General features: G+C 44.3%; 22 protein-coding genes. 18 read left to right on the top strand and 4 right to left on the bottom strand.

Going from position 1 to position 18,372, the window contains the following annotated elements:
• Positions 1 to 49: 49 nt before the first annotated feature.
• On the bottom strand, positions 50 to 949 hold the full coding sequence (locus MKX74_RS16325) for a hypothetical protein (protein ID WP_341179147.1): 900 nt from the start codon (positions 947 to 949) through the stop codon (positions 50 to 52).
• Positions 950 to 1,643: 694 nt separating this feature from the next.
• Here MKX74_RS16325 and MKX74_RS16320 point away from each other — a divergent pair.
• From MKX74_RS16320 to MKX74_RS16265, 12 genes are all read left to right on the top strand, one after another.
• On the top strand, positions 1,644 to 2,165 hold the full coding sequence (locus MKX74_RS16320; RefSeq protein WP_341179146.1) for a GNAT family N-acetyltransferase: 522 nt from the start codon (positions 1,644 to 1,646) through the stop codon (positions 2,163 to 2,165).
• A 135-nt stretch (positions 2,166 to 2,300) separates the two neighbouring features.
• Positions 2,301 to 2,747: a hypothetical protein gene (locus MKX74_RS16315; RefSeq protein ID WP_341179145.1), complete on the top strand. Its 447-nt coding sequence runs from the start codon at positions 2,301 to 2,303 to the stop codon at positions 2,745 to 2,747.
• A 155-nt stretch (positions 2,748 to 2,902) separates the two neighbouring features.
• Positions 2,903 to 3,466 (top strand): GNAT family N-acetyltransferase, encoded by a 564-nt coding sequence (locus MKX74_RS16310; RefSeq protein WP_341179144.1) that lies wholly within the window; start codon positions 2,903 to 2,905, stop codon positions 3,464 to 3,466.
• 49 nt (positions 3,467 to 3,515) lie between these two features.
• Entirely contained in the window at positions 3,516 to 3,962 is a 447-nt protein-coding gene (locus MKX74_RS16305; protein ID WP_341179143.1) for an oxidoreductase, read from the top strand.
• Positions 3,963 to 3,989: 27 nt separating this feature from the next.
• A complete protein-coding gene (locus tag MKX74_RS16300) occupies positions 3,990 to 4,364 on the top strand; it encodes a hypothetical protein (RefSeq protein ID WP_341179142.1) in 375 nt (124 codons plus the stop codon).
• A gap of 246 nt (positions 4,365 to 4,610) precedes the next feature.
• Positions 4,611 to 4,955 carry a hypothetical protein gene (locus MKX74_RS16295; RefSeq protein WP_341179141.1) on the top strand — a complete coding sequence of 115 codons (345 nt, stop codon included), beginning with the start codon at positions 4,611 to 4,613 and terminating at the stop codon, positions 4,953 to 4,955.
• Between the two features lie 73 nt (positions 4,956 to 5,028).
• Positions 5,029 to 5,487: a GNAT family N-acetyltransferase gene (locus MKX74_RS16290; RefSeq protein WP_341179140.1), complete on the top strand. Its 459-nt coding sequence runs from the start codon at positions 5,029 to 5,031 to the stop codon at positions 5,485 to 5,487.
• Between the two features lie 99 nt (positions 5,488 to 5,586).
• Entirely contained in the window at positions 5,587 to 6,324 is a 738-nt protein-coding gene (locus MKX74_RS16285; RefSeq protein WP_341179139.1) for a tRNA(His) guanylyltransferase Thg1 family protein, read from the top strand.
• A gap of 2 nt (positions 6,325 to 6,326) precedes the next feature.
• Positions 6,327 to 6,779 (top strand): ATP-binding protein, encoded by a 453-nt coding sequence (locus tag MKX74_RS16280; RefSeq protein ID WP_341179138.1) that lies wholly within the window; start codon positions 6,327 to 6,329, stop codon positions 6,777 to 6,779.
• Positions 6,776 to 7,327, top strand: a complete 552-nt coding sequence (locus tag MKX74_RS16275; protein ID WP_341179137.1) for a hypothetical protein — start codon at positions 6,776 to 6,778, stop codon at positions 7,325 to 7,327. The genes MKX74_RS16280 and MKX74_RS16275 overlap by 4 nt, the downstream gene beginning before the upstream one ends.
• A gap of 678 nt (positions 7,328 to 8,005) precedes the next feature.
• Positions 8,006 to 8,467, top strand: coding sequence for a hypothetical protein (locus tag MKX74_RS16270; RefSeq protein ID WP_341179136.1), 462 nt, complete (start codon positions 8,006 to 8,008; stop codon positions 8,465 to 8,467).
• 69 nt (positions 8,468 to 8,536) lie between these two features.
• The gene (locus MKX74_RS16265; RefSeq protein WP_341179135.1) at positions 8,537 to 8,662 is read left to right on the top strand and encodes a hypothetical protein; all 126 of its coding nucleotides are present in this window, start codon (positions 8,537 to 8,539) and stop codon (positions 8,660 to 8,662) included.
• 222 nt (positions 8,663 to 8,884) lie between these two features.
• Here the strand turns inward: MKX74_RS16265 and MKX74_RS16260 are convergent, their stop codons facing one another.
• On the bottom strand, positions 8,885 to 9,268 hold the full coding sequence (locus tag MKX74_RS16260; protein ID WP_341179134.1) for a type II toxin-antitoxin system HicB family antitoxin: 384 nt from the start codon (positions 9,266 to 9,268) through the stop codon (positions 8,885 to 8,887).
• A 131-nt stretch (positions 9,269 to 9,399) separates the two neighbouring features.
• Positions 9,400 to 9,522, bottom strand: a complete 123-nt coding sequence (locus tag MKX74_RS16255; RefSeq protein WP_341179133.1) for a type II toxin-antitoxin system HicA family toxin — start codon at positions 9,520 to 9,522, stop codon at positions 9,400 to 9,402.
• 179 nt (positions 9,523 to 9,701) lie between these two features.
• On the opposite strand from MKX74_RS16255, the gene MKX74_RS16250 reads away from it, so the two are divergent.
• Positions 9,702 to 10,523, top strand: a complete 822-nt coding sequence (locus tag MKX74_RS16250) for a DUF2785 domain-containing protein (protein ID WP_341179132.1) — start codon at positions 9,702 to 9,704, stop codon at positions 10,521 to 10,523.
• Between the two features lie 168 nt (positions 10,524 to 10,691).
• Here MKX74_RS16250 and MKX74_RS16245 read toward each other — a convergent pair whose 3' ends face one another.
• Positions 10,692 to 11,660 carry a cation diffusion facilitator family transporter gene (locus MKX74_RS16245; protein WP_341179131.1) on the bottom strand — a complete coding sequence of 323 codons (969 nt, stop codon included), beginning with the start codon at positions 11,658 to 11,660 and terminating at the stop codon, positions 10,692 to 10,694.
• A gap of 561 nt (positions 11,661 to 12,221) precedes the next feature.
• Here MKX74_RS16245 and MKX74_RS16240 point away from each other — a divergent pair.
• The 5 genes from MKX74_RS16240 (at position 12,222) to MKX74_RS16220 (ending at position 18,346) form a co-directional block, all read left to right on the top strand.
• Positions 12,222 to 12,782: an SMI1/KNR4 family protein gene (locus MKX74_RS16240; RefSeq protein WP_341179130.1), complete on the top strand. Its 561-nt coding sequence runs from the start codon at positions 12,222 to 12,224 to the stop codon at positions 12,780 to 12,782.
• A 135-nt stretch (positions 12,783 to 12,917) separates the two neighbouring features.
• A complete protein-coding gene (locus MKX74_RS16235) occupies positions 12,918 to 13,589 on the top strand; it encodes a hypothetical protein (protein WP_341179129.1) in 672 nt (223 codons plus the stop codon).
• Positions 13,576 to 15,300, top strand: a complete 1,725-nt coding sequence (locus MKX74_RS16230) for a GMC family oxidoreductase N-terminal domain-containing protein (protein ID WP_341179128.1) — start codon at positions 13,576 to 13,578, stop codon at positions 15,298 to 15,300. Before MKX74_RS16235 ends, MKX74_RS16230 begins: the two co-directional genes overlap by 14 nt.
• A gap of 343 nt (positions 15,301 to 15,643) precedes the next feature.
• Positions 15,644 to 17,155 (top strand): spore germination protein, encoded by a 1,512-nt coding sequence (locus MKX74_RS16225; RefSeq protein WP_341179127.1) that lies wholly within the window; start codon positions 15,644 to 15,646, stop codon positions 17,153 to 17,155.
• 12 nt (positions 17,156 to 17,167) lie between these two features.
• Positions 17,168 to 18,346 (top strand): Ger(x)C family spore germination protein, encoded by a 1,179-nt coding sequence (locus tag MKX74_RS16220; RefSeq protein ID WP_341179126.1) that lies wholly within the window; start codon positions 17,168 to 17,170, stop codon positions 18,344 to 18,346.
• Positions 18,347 to 18,372: the final 26 nt, after the last annotated feature.

The raw sequence follows: 18,372 nt of genomic DNA, 5'->3' as shown, positions 1-18,372 counted from the left end.
GGAGCTTCATTGCACTGGGCAAAGTTATAAATGTACAACTGTACAACAATTATCTGATGTCACTGAGGTGTATCCATTGATCCAGAATCTGCTCCGCATCCTGTTTTAGTAGATCCACGCGGTAGTTGAGTTTTTTCTTGCGAAGCTTCTCCTCCAGTACATCAATGATGTGAAGCAGATCTATCTGGAACAGTTTCTGTTGCTCCTCTAAAAGTAGTTCACCCTCTGCTCTTGTAAAATGACGTGTGATCTCCAATTTGAGCTCCTCTTTACGGGTGGATAGCTTTCCAACATCATATTTTGACCTGATGAAGTGTCCTTGCTCAAAACCTTCCGGAACGTCACTTGATTCATGAAAATACTCATAACGTAGTGAAGGCTCTGTTTCGTCATGATGGCTAAAATAGCAGGAGATGCCGAGGTAGCTAAAAGAATCCCCGTACAATTCTGGGCGCATATGCTCATCCAGCAGACTTCGCAGTGAACTCAAACGATCAATGAATGGTTGGGCTGAGCGCTGATAGTTTCCTGAGCGTACTAGTCGCAACGGATTCTTCGGAAGTCGGTTTCTCTGGGAGTCCAGACTTGGCATTCCATAATCTGTTCGATCACTGCCATCAGAGATGACATAGCTATCTTTGTGTTTGCTCCAGCCGCGAGTAGACCCCTCAAGCTGCTGGAAGGTACGTGTGCGCAACTCCGTATAATAAGCACCGTTGATCCATTTTTCCGCGATGGCTTCTACAGGTGTCAGGTCTTGACCCCAGCCTATGATGGCCAAGGCCTCACACACCCGTACAAGCTCATTCCATTCAATAATGTTCGTATAGTGGAAGAGCCGGTGGTATTCTGGGAGTAGCTGCTTCCGAAGCTCGTTCACGTCAGAAGCCGCTTGAATCTGCTTCGTAAGTTCCTCTAGTGTGTCGGTTGCGAAGATGGATTTAATCATGGAGTTCTCCTTGAAAAAATGCGATATTGTAGAATAAAGTGGATGATGAATTCCGTTGTATTAGTGTATCATGTAAAAACTAGGATTTTTTTTGATTTTTGCAATACTATCTAATTATATCTATATCTATATCTCGATTTCCATTGTAATGTTATAAGTGCCGAGTAAGGCAGAACTTATTTCCAGAGTAATATAACGGACATATTTATTAGTTCATTTATTTATTGGTACAGCTGTGCATAGTATCGTTTATTGGATTGGAACATGCCCAAGAAAGACAAAATAGACATCTGTAAGATCCCAGAGGCGATGGTAATCGAATATACAAAAAATTCCCTGGGAAATTATTGGATGGTACAGTTATACCAGTTGTCCTTTTGATTCGTGTATTTCCTGAACAGCGCTACTTACATTTCGTTCCGGTGGTAGGCTACGATGAAGAGTATTTTTATTTAGCAGATTCCTTAAGCCACACCATAAAGAGCAACGAAGCACACTACAACAGAAAAATCTTAATTCGTGATCTGGAGGTGCTGTGGAGAACATGGTTACCTTTTTGCCAAAATTCATATTCGTGATACACCCAAAGCAGGTTTAGATGAAAAAAGGCAGGGCGTGAGGTGGAGCAATCCTTAGCGTAAGAGAGTTGCATTGCCATTACTTCGTCTAACAAATATAGTAGGAGGATTAATATATGGAGAGAATATATCTATCAAAACCTTCAATGCATTTGAAGGATGAATATTTGGACTTTTATCAGGAATGGATACAAAGTGGCGAAATGATAGTTCCCTGGGTTGTTAGTAGAGATCCATCTACATTTGAAGAAATGATAACATGGCTGAATGATAATGAAAGAGGGGTACACTTTAAGGAAGGCTGGGTTTCAAATTCGACGTATTGGTTAGTTGCGCCAAGCCATAGAATTTTAGGTGCAGTAAACATAAGACATGAGTTGACGGAATTTTTGATCAGTAGTGGCGGGCATATTGGATATGGAATACGTCCATCAGAGAGAAGAAAAGGCTATGCGACTCAATTATTGTATTTATCCTTGAAAGAAGCAAAAGCCTTAGGGATAGAAAAAGTTCTTGTTGTGTGTGATGAGGCTAATGTGGCTTCAGCACGAACTATTATTAGTAATGGGGGAATTGCAGATACAGATTTTATTGAAGAGGATGGGAACGTAATTAAGAGATATTGGATCGACAAGTGAAACAGAACGGTCAATTAGGAGGCCTACAAGGAGGCTGTTGATCAGGCTATGAGGGAGCGTAATTTGATTCGGTTATTTTATTGCATAGATGATACTTTTAATCGTGTTAGTGAATAGATAAGGAGACGAAAGTTGATGAAGTTGAAGTTATTATTTCTCAGTGTGATCATGGTTATTCTTTTATGCTCGTGCACTACTCGTGAAGCAGCCGTCGTTGTCGTTCAAGAACCAGATACGGGAATTGCTGAACTCGACACGACCATACATAAGTATTTCCAAAGCTTTAATCATATTAATGAGTGGAGCGCATATTCTTCAGATGATTTTGTCAAACAAGTGTATTGGTTGTGCTCAGGAGATACAACCGAAACCAAAACAATTGAAGAAATGAAAACTATTATTGCTGATATAAATAAACACAGCTTACAGCTTAATGAATGTAAACTTGATGAAGTTGAGAAGGTCAGTGCCGACCATGTAAATATCCATGTCACTAGGGCATGGGAAAATGGAGAGACTGATCAAACTTCATATTCTATTATTAAAATAGATGGAGAATGGAAGTTCGATCAAAGATTTTAAATTGGTTAAAGAATCTCCATTCTAATTATCTTGATTGGAATCGCTCTGGAGAAAGGGTACATCCCTACAGTGAAAATGACGATGGAGCATTAATGACGAATTAACTGTGTTGAAAAGGTAAGAGACCCGCAAACATCAGCAGGGGAGTGATGGGAATGGAGATTAGAGCAGTCAAGGAATTGACACCTGCGGATTGGCTTGAACTCGGTAATTTCGGCTACAGGTCCATTCAGAAATATGAGCTTACGACACAGGAAGCCCAAGGCTCCTTCAGCATGCATCTAAGCTTGATCGACCTGGAAGCTGTGTATGAGAAAGTAGAAATGAACGACGAGGAGGATCTGGCACGCTATCAGGAAATGCTGCAGCTGGGATATTCAGTCGGTGCATATAGGGATGGAGGTCTCATTGCCCTGGTCATTGCAGAGCCGCAGCACTGGAATAACACACTCATGATCTGGCATGTCCAGGTGCATAAGACGTACCAACGACAGGGATACGGTAAGCTGCTGATCGATCAAGTAAATGATATGGCTCAGGAAAAAGGGTTCAGGGCAACAACGATTGAGACACAGAATACGAACGTTCCAGCTATTCATTTTTACAGACACTGTGGTTATCAGATTGAAGGAATAGACATCTCGCTGTACTCGAATAATCGTAACCATGACGATGAAGTAGCTATTTATATGAGAAGGCCTCTGAGTAGAACGAAGTAACGCAAGCAGGGGAAATGAAGAGCAGAGAGATTTCACCGAGGAGAATCCAATGATAACCATAAATAATCTACATACCCAACCGTCCAGTCGCTATGAGGAGCTTGATCCTGAAAAGGAAGGAAATAAGAATACGAAATTTGCAGATATAATTATTGATGGAAAATCCCTTTATGAAAGACTTAAAAAGCATGATATGGTCCCGTCCTTAGGATGGGGAGTTGAAGAATATCAGAAGCTACTGATTCAATATTTTTTGCTGGAAAAGCCACATCCGCAAATGTATTACAGATATCCCATCCTTGTATGTCCTTGGTGTGGGGACGAAGAGTGTGGTTACATCTCAGTGAAAATTGATCGAGAAGGTGACCTTGTCATCTGGAAGGATTTCAGGTTAGAGCCAGATACGAAGCAGATCCATGTAGGGCCCTTCTATTTTGAATGGGAGCCATATCAGAGGGCTATTCGTGATACGCTCGGGATGGAGCAAGATTTATAATATGTGCTAATGATCTAAATATTCGAGATGCTAGAGACCATCCATTCTACGCTTGAAGGTGAAAAAGTGAACAAAAAGACCTTGCTTATTAAATCGGCATACTTCATTGAATTAACTGAAGAGGAATATCAACAGAATTATGATGAAATCAACTTGGCCATTTCTAGAGTAATCGGTAAGGATATCATGTGGTCTGCGAATAGAAAAATGAAGTGGGAAAGCATTTCTACAACAGTGCTAGATACGACGAAAATGAATTGTGGGAGATGTAACAATTGTAATAATTGGGTTACCAATCGAGAAGAAGCAAACCCAATAAGTGAATTAAATAATGGAGCGGTAGTAAATGGAGAACTGCTGTGTGATGAATGCTTACCTGAAGATCATAGATGGACATTTTAATGCTTGAACTACTGACGACCCATCATAGTATTGCGTGAAGGGATCATTCATACATAAGATTATGGCCCAATTCAGGTTAGAGTACTGTGGATGCACTCGCCCCAGTGGGGATAACATGCAAAAAGGAGTTACGCTATGGCCTATACGATACAAGGATTCATTTTAAGGGAGTCTAGCTTCCCAAGTATTCAAGCAATGCTACCCTATAAAAATATATGCTTAGCAACATTAAAGGAAGGGATGCTATTGATCCCGCTGACCGATGAGCTATATGATGAGATTCATGTGTGCGCAGCTAACGACATTGAAGGCTTCGACTGCTTAACAGACACAATGTTAGAGTTGCTGAGTGAGCTCTCCCGTGAGATGGATATTGGCTATATAGAAGCTGAATATTTTGGTGGAACCGGGTATCAGAATGGATTGCTGTATCGAAATTCAGCGATGACTCTACAGTATGTACAGGAGCAAGACGCTATTAATAAAGTGCTGCTAGGCTTGGGAGTTGTAAAGGCTGAGCCTCAAGATGAATTTGCTACAGTGGGCCTGGACAAACATAGAAGTAACGAGGGCTGGGCACAAAAGCAATGAAGCTAAGAAGCGATGGAGCAATGACTATGCATGATTGCCATCAGACACTGCGATTAACCAAGGGGAGATCAATATGAATGTTAAAATTCATGTAGTAGAGGACAACGAGGAGCTACCATTAGATTTATTACTTCTGGCAGATCCATCGGAGAAGATCGTAAGAGAATATGTCGGTAGAGGTACTTGTTATGTCGCCACATGGTTGGAGGAGATCATTGGAGTATTAGTACTGCTTAGAACCAGACCGGAGACCGTTGAAATTGTAAACATTGCCGTGCGAGAAGATCATCAGGGAAAAGGGATAGGTAGACAGCTTGTGGAGCAGGCAATAGCCAAGGCGAAGGAGCAAGAAGCCACAACCTTAGAGATCGGAACCGGGAATTCTAGCATACAGCAGCTAGCTCTCTATCAGAAGTGTGGGTTCCGAATTACGGGAATAGATCGGGATTTTTTCGTAAGACATTATGACGAAGAAATCTATGAGAACGGAATTCACTGTCGGGATATGATCAGATTGAGCATGGATCTGTGAGTAACGAGTCAATCATAAGCAGCTCGCAGCAGCTTTACACTCATATTTGAATGGTCCAGATATTAGAATCTAGTTATTCAAGCAAAAAAGGAGATCCACATGCATAAAGATGATTTTGGCAATCGAATGAAGGGCTATGAGAATATTTTCAGACAGACTCTACCGCAAAGACTTCCGGTAATAATCCGCATCGACGGCTCGCACTTCCACACTTATACTCGTGGGATGAACAAACCGTTTGATGAAGGGCTTATGCAGGCATTCTGGGAGACGTGCAAGTATTTAGGGCAGAACATTATGGGCTGTAAATTGATCTACCACCAAAGTGATGAAATCTCGATCCTGCTGACCAACTATGATAAGTTAACTACGCAATCCTGGTTCGAGAATAATCTGCAAAAGATCGTATCCATATCAGCCTCAATGGCGACAGCCAAGTTCAATGAGGTGATCACGAAGACCCATCCAGATAAGCCACTGGCTACCTTTGATAGCAGGGCATGGGTGCTTCCTCAGGATGAGGTCACCAATTACTTTCTGTGGAGACAGCAGGATGCTACCAAGAATAGCATTTCCATGGTTGCGCAGGCACATTTCGCGCATGAGGAGCTTCAGGGTCTGAATGGGAAGCAACTGCAGGACAAATTATTCGTCGAAAAGGGTATTAACTGGAATGACCTACCGATCTGGCAGAAGCGCGGAGTATGCATTACCAAGCAAGACTATAATAAAGGTGAAGCCATCCGCCGCAAGTGGGAGGTTGACCTGGATACACCAATTTTTAGCCAGCAGCGGGACTATATTGATCAACACGTCTATATCACGAAGGATGAATAATTATGGAATGCGTTATTTTCATTGGGATCCAAGCTTCGGGAAAGTCCACGTTCTATAAAGAACGATTCTTCACCACACATATGAGGATCAATCTGGATATGCTGAGGACGAGGTATCGTGAGCACATATTTGTCGAAGCAGCCTTGAAGGGGAAGCAGGCATTTGTAGTGGATAATACCAATCCAGCAGTGGCTGATCGACAAAAATATATCGCTGCTGCCAAGGAGCATGATTTTAAAGTGGTTGGTTACTACTTTCAGCCGGATTATGAGCTATCTATACATCGAAATGAACAGAGACAAGGGAAGGCGAAAATCCCTGAGATCGGTATCAAGAGCACTTTGAAGAACCTGCAGATTCCTTCTTATGCTGAAGCTTTTGACGAACTATATATGGTAAGATCATTGGATAATGAATTTGAAGTCACAGACATGATTCAGGAGGACCTAGAATGAGATTGTTGTTAATAGGAGTATCGTTGCTGTGCCTATTTCTAGCTGGTTGTACTAAAGAGGCTAACCCTGACAATGCTAACAACACAGAACAAGTGAAGGTACAGGATGCTACCTTGTCCAGTCCAGCATTAGAGAGTGAACAAGAACAGGTCGATGAAGGTGCTGCGGACACAGAACAAGAGGAAGCTAAGGTAGGCCAAGCTACAAATATTGCTGCAACAGAAGAGGAGAAAGAATTCATTCAGCGCTTCTATGGCGATTGGACCAGTAAGGAGCAAGAGGATGTTTCTTTGCGGCTAGTGGATGGCAAGGAAGAGATCGGCGTGAAGAATGGACAAATGTTAACTGTTGCTGATTTTTCAGTCACTGAAATCAATGCTGAGGAGCAATGGATCGTCATCCACGGATATTCGCAAGAGATCTCCTATGATGAGGAGATTGACAAAGTCGAGTTCACGAGCAAGCTGTACTTACAGAACAATGGAGAAGAGCTGCTGTATGTCTATGATTACCTCGGGGAAAGCAATGAGAGTCTGTGGGGTAAATAGATCATAACATGAGCGAATTATTGAATCTATTATCGAGCGACAAGCATGACTTTGAATGAGGACAACTGATATCCATGTATAATTATAAATTTACCAAAATGAATGATTTCACTGACCAGCACTTTCAACCTATTCGTGAGCTAGAGCAGCATTGTAAGACATTAGACCAGTCTAGCCTAAGAGTAGGCCATTGATAGTCTTAAGGAGAAGGATGGCGATGAGGCTTATCTATGTCATCTCAATGATGAGCTGATTGGTTTTCTCAGCTGGTATAGCTCGGATGGTGCAGAAGCCAATGTGAACGCTATGGTCCCGGCATATAACTTTGCGGATTGCGAATGAGCGCGATATCGAATTTATGGTTAGGTGTTTGGCCGATGCCTTTGGAGATACGGAAATCTGGACGAGGAACTATCTCAGTCGCATTTCGGAAGCTACACGTGTGACATACATAGCTATGAAGGGCATCTCGCTGATCGGCATGATTCGAGATTGTAGCAGAGTATCAATATTATGTGATCCCCATTCATGACCTCTAAAGTTATTCATATGAGGAATTGCAGGTGCCACGAGATTTAAGTACTAGGAAATGTATAAGGGGACAGTACTTGCTATAGTATTTGCAGATAGAGTTGGATTGGCCAGTATGCGGCCTAATATCCTAATGGAGCTGAGCAGATGGACGTAATACAATTTAAAGTAGAGCCCTCACAGGAGTCGGATTATACCGTCTTAAATATCTACGTGAATCAACAACCGTTCATTGAATGGGTAAAAAGCTATGAAATGCAGTTTGAACCGGACATTGCTGGCGGGTACGAGGGATTAGACATCGAGGATTTGATAGACATTGAAGGACATTTCCTAGGCAGACTTACGGAGGACGATCGATTCAACATGGAAGGCAAGATACAGCTTCTGGGCTGCAATTGCGGAATACCGAGCTGCTGGCCCTTCTTGGTCAAGATCACTGCACATGAAGATACTATTGTCTGGAGCGACTATGAGCAGCCATATAGAAATGAGGAATCAGCGGGCGGGCACTGGGATTATTCGAAGCTTGCTCCGCTGGAATTCGATAGGCGGCAATATGAGGAGGAGCTACAGCACCTGACGGATATGCTCGAAAGAAATGGTTAAAGTGCAGAATTTTCTTCCTAATTAGATTAGGTAAGATATTCCTTTTTAAGTGCACATGGGAGTGATCATATGGCTGACAACAAGAGTGGTAAGAGCTTCTATCTATCTGCGGATCAGATCGTTAAGCGAATTGATTCCAATGAAGGAAGTGGCGTCCTAGTGCTGGATACGGAATGGGAAGAGCCTAGCGAGTAGTAATAATACAAGAGAAGGATTAAAGAGAATATTACTATTGTGGGAGATAGATCGTGTGGAACAGGGGGGATGCTAGCGAAACCGTGGTTTTGTGTAGGTGTGGTTGTTAGACTGCTAGAAAGTCTTATTGATTTTATATGAGCTTATGCGAGGAATTAAAAGGTTGTTTATAGTAAAATTAGACCCACTAACAAATAGTCGATGGGTCTACTGTGTGACTTATCACTTGTTACTAAGTTCTTCACGAAGTGCACGCTGCAGTACTTGGGAGAAGTTAAGGCCAGCATCCATTGCAGCTGTATTCAGGTCTTCTGGGATCGTTAGATTTTTGCTCACGTATCTAATTTTTTCGTTTAGATTAACAGTAGCTACGATTGTACGCTGGTCAGTAGTGAGCTCCAGTTCATTAAGAGGTGTAGCAGAGGGAATTTCTTCTTTATCTTCTAGCCGACTTTCAATAGTGAGTTTTAATACTTCATTTGCTCGTTTGACAGCTTCCTCAATAGTATCAGCTTGTGATAAAGCTTCCTCTAAGTCGGGAAAAGAAATTTCAATATGCTCTCCTGAGAAACTTAAAATCGCAGGATAGGTGTAGTTCTTCTTCATTCACTAATCATCCTTTCTGTATTAGCAATTAATTTCCATTTCTAGTTTAAGAGAAGAAGGTTAAAATTTCATCCCCGTTTTCTTCTCAATGTCTTTCATGATGTGTATTGCAACATCCTTAACTGGATGGGTTATTGTAACTTTCCTTTAATTATAGGGTGTTTAAATTGGAAGTGATCGCCCACAGTATGTACAAGGTACCATCCACTAGCTTTCAAGATTTTAATTATCTCTCTTGAAGAATAACCCTTCATTCCTGTTACTCACCTCTGTAAATATTATAACGCGCATTGATGCGCGTTTCAATTGTTTTATGCACAGTTATGAGTAACAACTGGGCAGAATGATTATTCCTGACTGTACTTAGGGAATATTAAATAGTTGCTTGTGTAGTGTTCTACCAAGTGAATGGATTATAGTAGGAGTGTGAAAAATGAATTTGAAGGAAAAGTTAATTGAAATCAAAGAAAATAGCTATCAACCACCCCAAGACACTTTCCAATTGATACAAGAAATGATGGAGCATATCGGTTCTTTGGATGCCCAGCTACGTGATGAGCTCATTTATACAACCTTATCCAACTGGATTCCGGGTAATATGCTAACAACCTATGAACTCGAACAACTCTTATCCATTGTTTTGGATGATGACCATTTGCTGTATAGGCTTGGTGAAACAAATACAGATTCAGTCTTTACCCGATCATTCTCTATGCTAGTGATACCACTCCTCTTGATGAGGCATAAAGAATTACCATTTCTCTCAGGTGAGCGTATTCATCTGATAAAGGAGAAGGTATTTTACAATATACAGCAAGAGCGAGATTACCGTGGGTATGACGAAGAAAAAGGCTGGGCTCATGCGATAGCCCATGCAGCAGACGCTTTAGACGATTTGGCCCAATGTTCTGAATTGAATGAGAATGACCTCCTAGCCATCCTCGATTTGGTTTACGAAAAGATGACCATAACAGATCGAGTGTATTCCGACGGGGAAGATGAAAGAATGGTAAGATCTATAGTCAGTGTTTTAAATAGAAAAATGCTTAGTCAGACTGCTGTAGAAGAGTGGATTCAAAGCTTTGATGATGTGGAAAAGCCCTCAGAGTTTCTGCTTGCCTTTAAGCAAAAAAATAATATAAAGAACTTTTTGAAAAGTTTATATTTTCGAATTAAATTTTACAAAGTGGATGCTGATCTCTGCCCAATTATCGAGCATACTTTATATAAAGCAGAACAAGTATACTATTCCTAATTAAGTACGGGGAAAGTACTCTTACTTGCCTGTCTCTACTCCAAATACAATAAAGGCAAACAGTACCATGCAAAAGACTGTTTCTCTTAAAGGAAAAGCCAGTGTACAGTACGAGCGGTCGCTTGATTATGCGAGCACCTCGTGTGTCACTGGCTTCCTTGTATTCTCTTAATGATTATGATGGGCATGCGCATCCGGGGCATCGGCTTTGAGGGTGCATAGAACAGAGCTATCATGCATGTGCTTCTCGGATTCCACCTGGAGCGTGACGTGCTTAATATCCTTGTGCTCCAGCATATGCTCAATCTTGTGGATCAGAGCTTCCGTTCCATACACATCCATGCTTCCATCAACGACGATATGCGCCGTCAAAGCATTGTAGTTGCTGGTAATAGACCAGATGTGTACATCATGCACGCCTTGAACCCCATCCACCTGCAGGATCGTCTGCACAATTTCCTCCATATTTACACTTTTCGGTGTACCTTCCATCAGTACGTGCAGGGATGATTTGGTGACAAAGAAGCCACTGCGTAACACAAGCACCGCAACAATCACGCTTGCAAGCGGATCAGCCCAGCCCCAGCCAAAGAACATCATCAATAACGCTGCCGCAATCGCACCAATGGACCCCAGCATATCGCTGATGACATGCAGGTAGGCGCCACGCATATTCAAGTTTTTCTCGGTATCACTCTTACTCATCATCATCCAGGCCACCAGAATGTTAATGAGCAGCCCAATAACACTAATGATCAGCATGCCAACGGTTGCGACCTCTGGCGGGTTGGCGAATCTTTGAATTGCTTCATAGAAAATGTACAATGCGATGCCAATCAGTGTGACACCGTTTAGTACGGCAGCGAGAATCTCAAATCGTCTGTAGCCGAAGGTCTTCGTGGCATCTGCAGCTTTACCCCCGAAGGTGAAGGCCAATAAGGCAACTCCAAGTGCAATGGAATCGGACAGCATGTGACCAGCATCCGAGATCAGGGCCAGACTGTTCGTTACAAATCCTCCAACAGCCTCAATGAACATGTAACCCGTGATGATGATGAAAGAGAAGAGAAGTATTTTCTTGTTACTGCTGTGATTATGACTGTGTGCATGGTCGTGCCCGTGGTGTTGTCCAGACATAGAGATTCATCTCCTTTAGTATGTAGGTGTAACATGAGTCATAGTGTGGAAATGATGAGTTGAATTTAAATAATAAAATAACACATGAGCAATTATTCATATGTTTTTGATATCCACATTATATGACGCTCTACTCGCAGTGTCAACGCATCTATAAAAAATATAGAGAATAGAATCTAATTGAGAGGATTTTCACTTAGGAGTTCATACGCTATACTGTGTACTACGGTAAAAGCTTGATGATAAGCGGAATTTGGAGCAGGAGAGGGCTAGCATACTAATGAAGAGTGTGCTTGTAATAGAAGACGAAAAACCATTGTCCCGCTTTATCGAGCTGGAACTCCAGCTTGCGACTTCATCCGAATAGGATGTGATCCTGCTGGAACTCATGCTCCAAGGCTTAGATGACATGGAGGAATGGTCCTTCAGGGTATTGGAAATTCACATCATGTACTTGAGCTGTGGACACTGCACCTATCAGAAGGATGTATTTGTTGGGATGTGCGATTATTCATGGATTGGGATTAATTTAGTTATATCCATATTAGGAGACATACGACAATGAATGTAAAGAAGATATGCAACAGACTACGAGAACATGGAGTTCAACTGACAGAGGGTCTGACACAGGATGAAATTCAGCTGATTGAGACTACATACCAGATAGATTTCCCCCCAGATTTGAAGGAGCTATTGCAGCATGCATTGCCTAGTGGCGATAAATTCCCCAACTGGCGGGACTTTACGAAGACGAATGTCCATAACCTCCGTACCCGCTTGAAGTGGCCATTAGACGGCATGCTGTTTGATGTCGAGCATAATAATTTTTGGCATCCATCATGGGGGAGCAAGCCCGACAATGTAGCTGTTGCAAAGGAAATCTGCATCCATGAATGCAGGAGCGTGCCGAGACTCATACCGATCTACTCTCACCGCTACATTCCTTCCACTCCCACGGAGGCAGGGAACCCAGTATTTTCTGTGTATCAGACAGACATCATCTACTATGGAGAGAATCTTGAGGAATACTTGAAGGTAGAGTTCGGGGAAAAGCCATACAACCTCATCGAATTTGATAGAATCAAGCGTATTCCGTTTTGGACAGAGCTGGCAGAAGAATAGCACCAGAAGTAGAGTTAGGAGTAGAGATGGGGATATAGTATGAAGCATAATCCTTTTTCCCTGGAATAGTTATTACTAATCACGCTATTTCATAATCGGCTCGTCTATGCTTGGACCGTTAGGGAGGGGAAAAGGATGAATATGCATCCGGCTCAAGCTTATGCTGCCAGCGTCGATGTCTGTACTGTCACAACCTTTTGGGCACTGGCCGAAGCACTTATTCCGAACACGCCAGCGCTCGCCGTCTATGGGGCTGAACAGGTGCCTGGAGCAGCTGAATTATGTATTCACGAATATATGATCTGGGAGCTGGATCATGCCTTCTCGGTGGTGATTGGCCTGGGGCCGTCGGTTATACCGCTATCAAGACCAACGGCTCATCTGCTCAATTCCGGAGCTGTACAGTATACACAAGCACAGCAGACAGAGTGCCCACCGAATCCACAGATTTGGCATATTAGCCCGTTTGCATCGTTAACACCAATGGATCGTATTCGTGTGCTTTCTATGCTGGAAGAGGTGCAGATCGACCTGGGTGACTTACCGCTACCGTACACCTATAATGGTGGCTGGGTCAGGTTCATGGTGAGTATCCTGAACAGACAACTGATGTTCGGCAACTATTCGGAGTGGAACGCCTATGGAAGCACTCGATTGTTGACGCCTACCAAGCGAAGACTGGAATACTTTCCGATAAGCTGGACACAGGTGAAATATCCTGGTGTACAGCCGGGCTACCGTGTGTTCATGGGGTATGAGCTAACGATCGTTCGGGAAGGGGGGACATCCACCGTTGTATCCAACTGATTCGGCTTTCGAAACGGACGTTATTGTCATTGGCTCTGGAGGCGGAGGAGGCGTAGTTGCCAAGGAGCTTGGGGAACTGGGGTTAAAGGTGCTCGTGCTTGAAGCAGGTCCCTGGATTGGTAACAAGAAATGGCCGCATCCCAATAGTGACCGTGGCGGTGAATGGAGCTCCAGTTATCAAGATCTGGATGTAGGCATCTATAAGGACATCTATAACGCCTATGAGAACAATATGAACGATCAGATCTCTGGCGTATTTCGCTTTGGCCCAGCTGATCGAAGTCGTGTTCCCTGGAATCGGGTGACGCCGCAAAAAGGAGCGATCTGGCAAATTGCTGGAGTTGGTGGGACGACTCAGCATTACTGGAGTCAATCCCCTCGTGCTTTTCCGGCGGCGGTTGATGGAATATGGCCCATCAGCTATCGTGAGCTAATGCCCTACTATGAGCGTGTGGAGGCAACGCTGCCAGTACAATTTTCACCAACGACTCCCAAGGAAGAGCTATTCTATTATGGAGCGAAAAAAGCAGGCTGGACGCTGAATCCCACCCTGAATGTGACTACACCTGGCTATCGTCCCAACCCTAATGCTATATTGCCGGTCAATGAGCATCTCATGGACCCGAACTATTCATTGGAGCAATTATCCCATATGGAAGGCTGCACTTTGAAGGGGAATTGTGTGAATGGCTGTAGTGTTGGCCCCTCCGTAGATCGAATTGCCAAGCGTGGCACCTTGGTCAGCTACGTTCCTCTTGCATTGAAGACGGGAAATGTAGCCATTCGTCCCAATTCGTATGTCTTCAAGATTCTGACCGGGCATGATGCACAAGGTGGAGTTCGGGCTACAGGTGTACAATTTCGGGATACGTGGACGGGTGAGATAGGGGAGCTGACAGCCAGGACGGTCGTCATGGCTGCTGGCTGCATCGAGTCGCCGCGCCTATGGCTCAATTCGGAGCTGCCGCATAATGAATGGGTAGGTAGGGGGCTTACAAATCACTGCTTTGACTGGGTAGGAGGCGTCTTCGATGAACAGGATCTGATGCGGATCCTCGGCACGAATGATGTCTATCCATATGCTGGACACACCTCGGGCGCCAGAGTGGACATTCCGGGAACGGGGATTTTCCAAGTGTCCTGTCTGAGTCCAGGCTTAATGTCTTATTTGACCTATGGTTTTAGTGAAGCGGGCTATGATGCTTTGAATCCACCTGTGCAGGGGGAGCCATGGGATATTCGGGGCAGAGTTGTCGGCCCGCAATTGAAGGAATTGATGATGAATTACAACCGGACGATGACGATGCTACTGCTCACCGATGACGAGACACAGTACCATAACAGAGTAGGCATTGACCCCATTCTGAAAGACGAGCATGGCCCGATTCCGGTTATTCATTACAGGCCGAGCATCAAGACATTACAGCGACGAGACCAACTGGCCAAATACGCTTCAGAGACCTTGCGGAAGGCGGGAGCGAGAACGATTATTCGATCCGACACGCCTTTCTCCTTCATGCTACATCTGGAGAGCACGATGCGAATGGGATTTGTGACGGATAGTCAATGTGAGGCTTACCAGGTCAAACGGCTATTCATTGCGGATAATAGTGTGCATTTTAATGGCATTGGTGGCCCGAATCCGACACTAACCACACAAGCATTAGCCACCAGAACAGCCGAGGCCATTGCACACAAATATTTTTCCTAATTGCCTGCACCAACGACAAAATACATGACCATGCCAGCAAGCACCAGCAAAAGCCCCAGGACGATCGCCTTTCCAACCGTTCGCATCAGCTCACCACTCTCTACGAGATTGAACAGAAACAGAAATATATCAGTATTTCAGTATACACATGCTTGCCCTTCATCCATACTCTGACTCCATCATCATGAATGATGTTCAGCCAAGGAAAAGTTTACGATAGAAGTTAAGCGGCAGCCTCACCCTTTGGTGGGGCTATTTGAAGTTAAGCTGATTGTTGCCTCTGCATAAATTAGTAAAAAAAGGACATTTTAAGCTTGAGCTTGGAGTACAGGGGGTGAGAAGGATGAGACGGGGTAAAAAAGATCCTTTCGAAAAAAAGTTGAAGGGACTGGAATCTGCAATACATGTGGATATTTCCTCCCAGATGGATGAGAATATTGATCTGCTGAAGCAACAATTTGCTAATTGCTCTGATCTAGTCATACGCCGATTGCAGGTCCTTGGATCAATGCCTGGAGTTGCCATCTATCTGGATGTATTGGTCGATAGTGAAATGTGGGATATCGGTTTTTTGCAGCCTTTAATGCTACAGGACCAATCCCATGTCGAGAGTCCGGCCCAGTTGTATGAACTGCTAGGTCACAAGCTGGCATCCACGGTACAGCCAGAAATGATTCGCAATATGGGGAATATTATACAACGGATTGTCAAGGGAGAAATTATCCTGTTCGTCGAAAGCTTCTCAGAAGCCTATGCCTTCAAGATTGGCAACAAACTGCACCGGAATCTGGAGGAGCCGACGACTGAAGCAATCATTCGCGGACCTCGCTTCGGCTTCATTGAGAAGCTGGACATCAACATTGCCATACTGCGCCAACGACTACGTACCCCAAGGCTTAAGATGGAAAGAATGAGTGTGGGTAGTCTGTCACATACCGATATCGCGATTGTATACATAGAAGGCTATGCAAAACAGAGCGTGGTGGATGAAGTGAAGAAGCGCATCTCCAAGATTGATATGGATAGTGTGCTGGAATCAGGATATATGGAGGAGCTCATCGACGATCATCCCTATTCCCCTTTTCCGACGATTCAATCCACACAAAGGCCAGATGTAGTATCTGGTTCTCTGATCGAAGGGAAGGTCGCGGTGCTGATCGACGGTTCACCCATGTCGCTTGTGCTGCCCATCACCTTTTGGTTCGGCTTCCAGACCGCTGAGGATTACTATATGAGCTTCATATTCGCGACGATGCTTCGCTGGCTGCGTTATATGTTTGCGTTTTTAGCGATGACACTGCCTGCCATATATATAGGAATAACCAGCTTTCAGCAGGAAATGATTCCGACCTCTCTTGCGCTTAGCCTTGCAGCAGCCAGGGAGGTCGTACCATTTCCCGTTATGGCGGAGGCACTCATAATGGAGATTACCTTCGAGGCACTTCGCGAGGCGGGTATTCGCCTGCCACGCCCGGTCGGTCAGACGATCAGTATCGTTGGAGCACTGGTTATTGGACAGGCTGCGGTTCAGGCTGGCATCATATCTGCTCCTATGATCATTGTGGTTGCCACGACCGGGATTGCTTCATTTCTCATTCCCAATCCTGGCATGAGTCAAGCCATTAGCTTGATCCGATTCCCGCTCATGATTCTGGGGGCAACCCTTGGCTTATATGGGGTGGGGGTTGGCTTGCTAGCTGTACTCATTCATCTGGTCAACATGAGCTCCTTCGGGACAGCTTATATGACACCGATTGCGCCATTTCAATGGGCGGGCTTGGCTGATTCTATTATCCGTGCCCCATGGAGAGTGCTACGCAAACGACATCACTACAGTAAGCATCGAATGGATTAAGGAGGAACTGGGATGGCCCGATTACCATTAGTCCTGCGTTTTTTACTGATATTGTTGATTCCGGGCATGATTACGGGCTGCTGGGACCGCAAAGAGATGGATGAATTAGCGCTTGTCATGGCGAGCGGCGTTGATCTGACAGAGGATGGGCAGTTGGAGATCACTGTTCAGATCGCATTGCCAACAGGAATTCCCAGTGCTGTAAAGTCTGGTGGACAAGAGAAAAAGCCCATTATTGTCCTATCCTCCAAAGGCAGGAATTCATCTGACATTCTAGGTAAACTGCAACTGCAAATGTCGCGTACCATTCATTTTGGGCACCGGAGCGTCATTGTCTTTGGGGAACGATACGCCCGAAAAGGGGTGAATCAGGTGTTAGATACCTTTACCCGACTGCCTGAAAGCCGGTACAACAGCTATGTACTAACAGCAAAAGGGGCAACTGCCAAAGAAGTTCTGTCAACCCCGTACCTTCCTGAGCTGATTTCCGGTATCGGAATGGCCAAGATTCAATCCAATAACATCAGCTTTGGTGTGAAAATTGATCAATACGCATCTGCACTTGCAACCGAGGGAAGGTCAGCGATCACAGGGGGGATTCGGGTGATGGAGCAGGACCCCTCCAATAGGACGTTCATCATTGACCAAATCGCAATGTATCAGGGCAATAGGCTGGTGGGCTTCCTCGAAGGGGAAGAAGCGAAGCTGCTACGCTGGTGGTCTGAGCAGAACTACAAGACAAGATTTACAGTAAGAGTCGAGCCGGAAAGTCAAAGATATAAAGGCATTATCGGAGTGGAGCTCGTTGACAGCAAGAAAAAAATACACTTGAATATCCGGGACGGTATGCCTGAATTCCGAATTGAACTCAAGTCAACTGTGCGAGCTGTGGATAACGACTCCAGTCTGGACGTAACCCAGGAGGAGAATATGCGAAAGATTGAAATGCTGCTTTCCACACAGATCACGCAGGACATGGAGGGATTGCTTCGGCATATCAAAAATGAACTGAAATCCGATATCTTCGGATTAGGTGAAATCTTACATCACAGGCGGCCTTACGTCTGGAAAAAATTGAAGTCTCAGTGGATCGATGTGTACCCGACGACCCCTGTGCAAGTGGTGAGTAAGATCAAGATTGTACGTACCGGGAAGACTGAAAAGCCTGCACATGCAGGTAGTTCGAAATGATTAACGAAGCAGAGGCGGTGAATGAA

This window comes from Paenibacillus sp. FSL K6-1230, from assembly GCF_038002385.1.
Classification (GTDB): Bacteria; Bacillota; Bacilli; order Paenibacillales; family Paenibacillaceae; genus Paenibacillus; species Paenibacillus massiliensis.
This window is presented reverse-complemented; position numbering and strand designations above follow the sequence as displayed.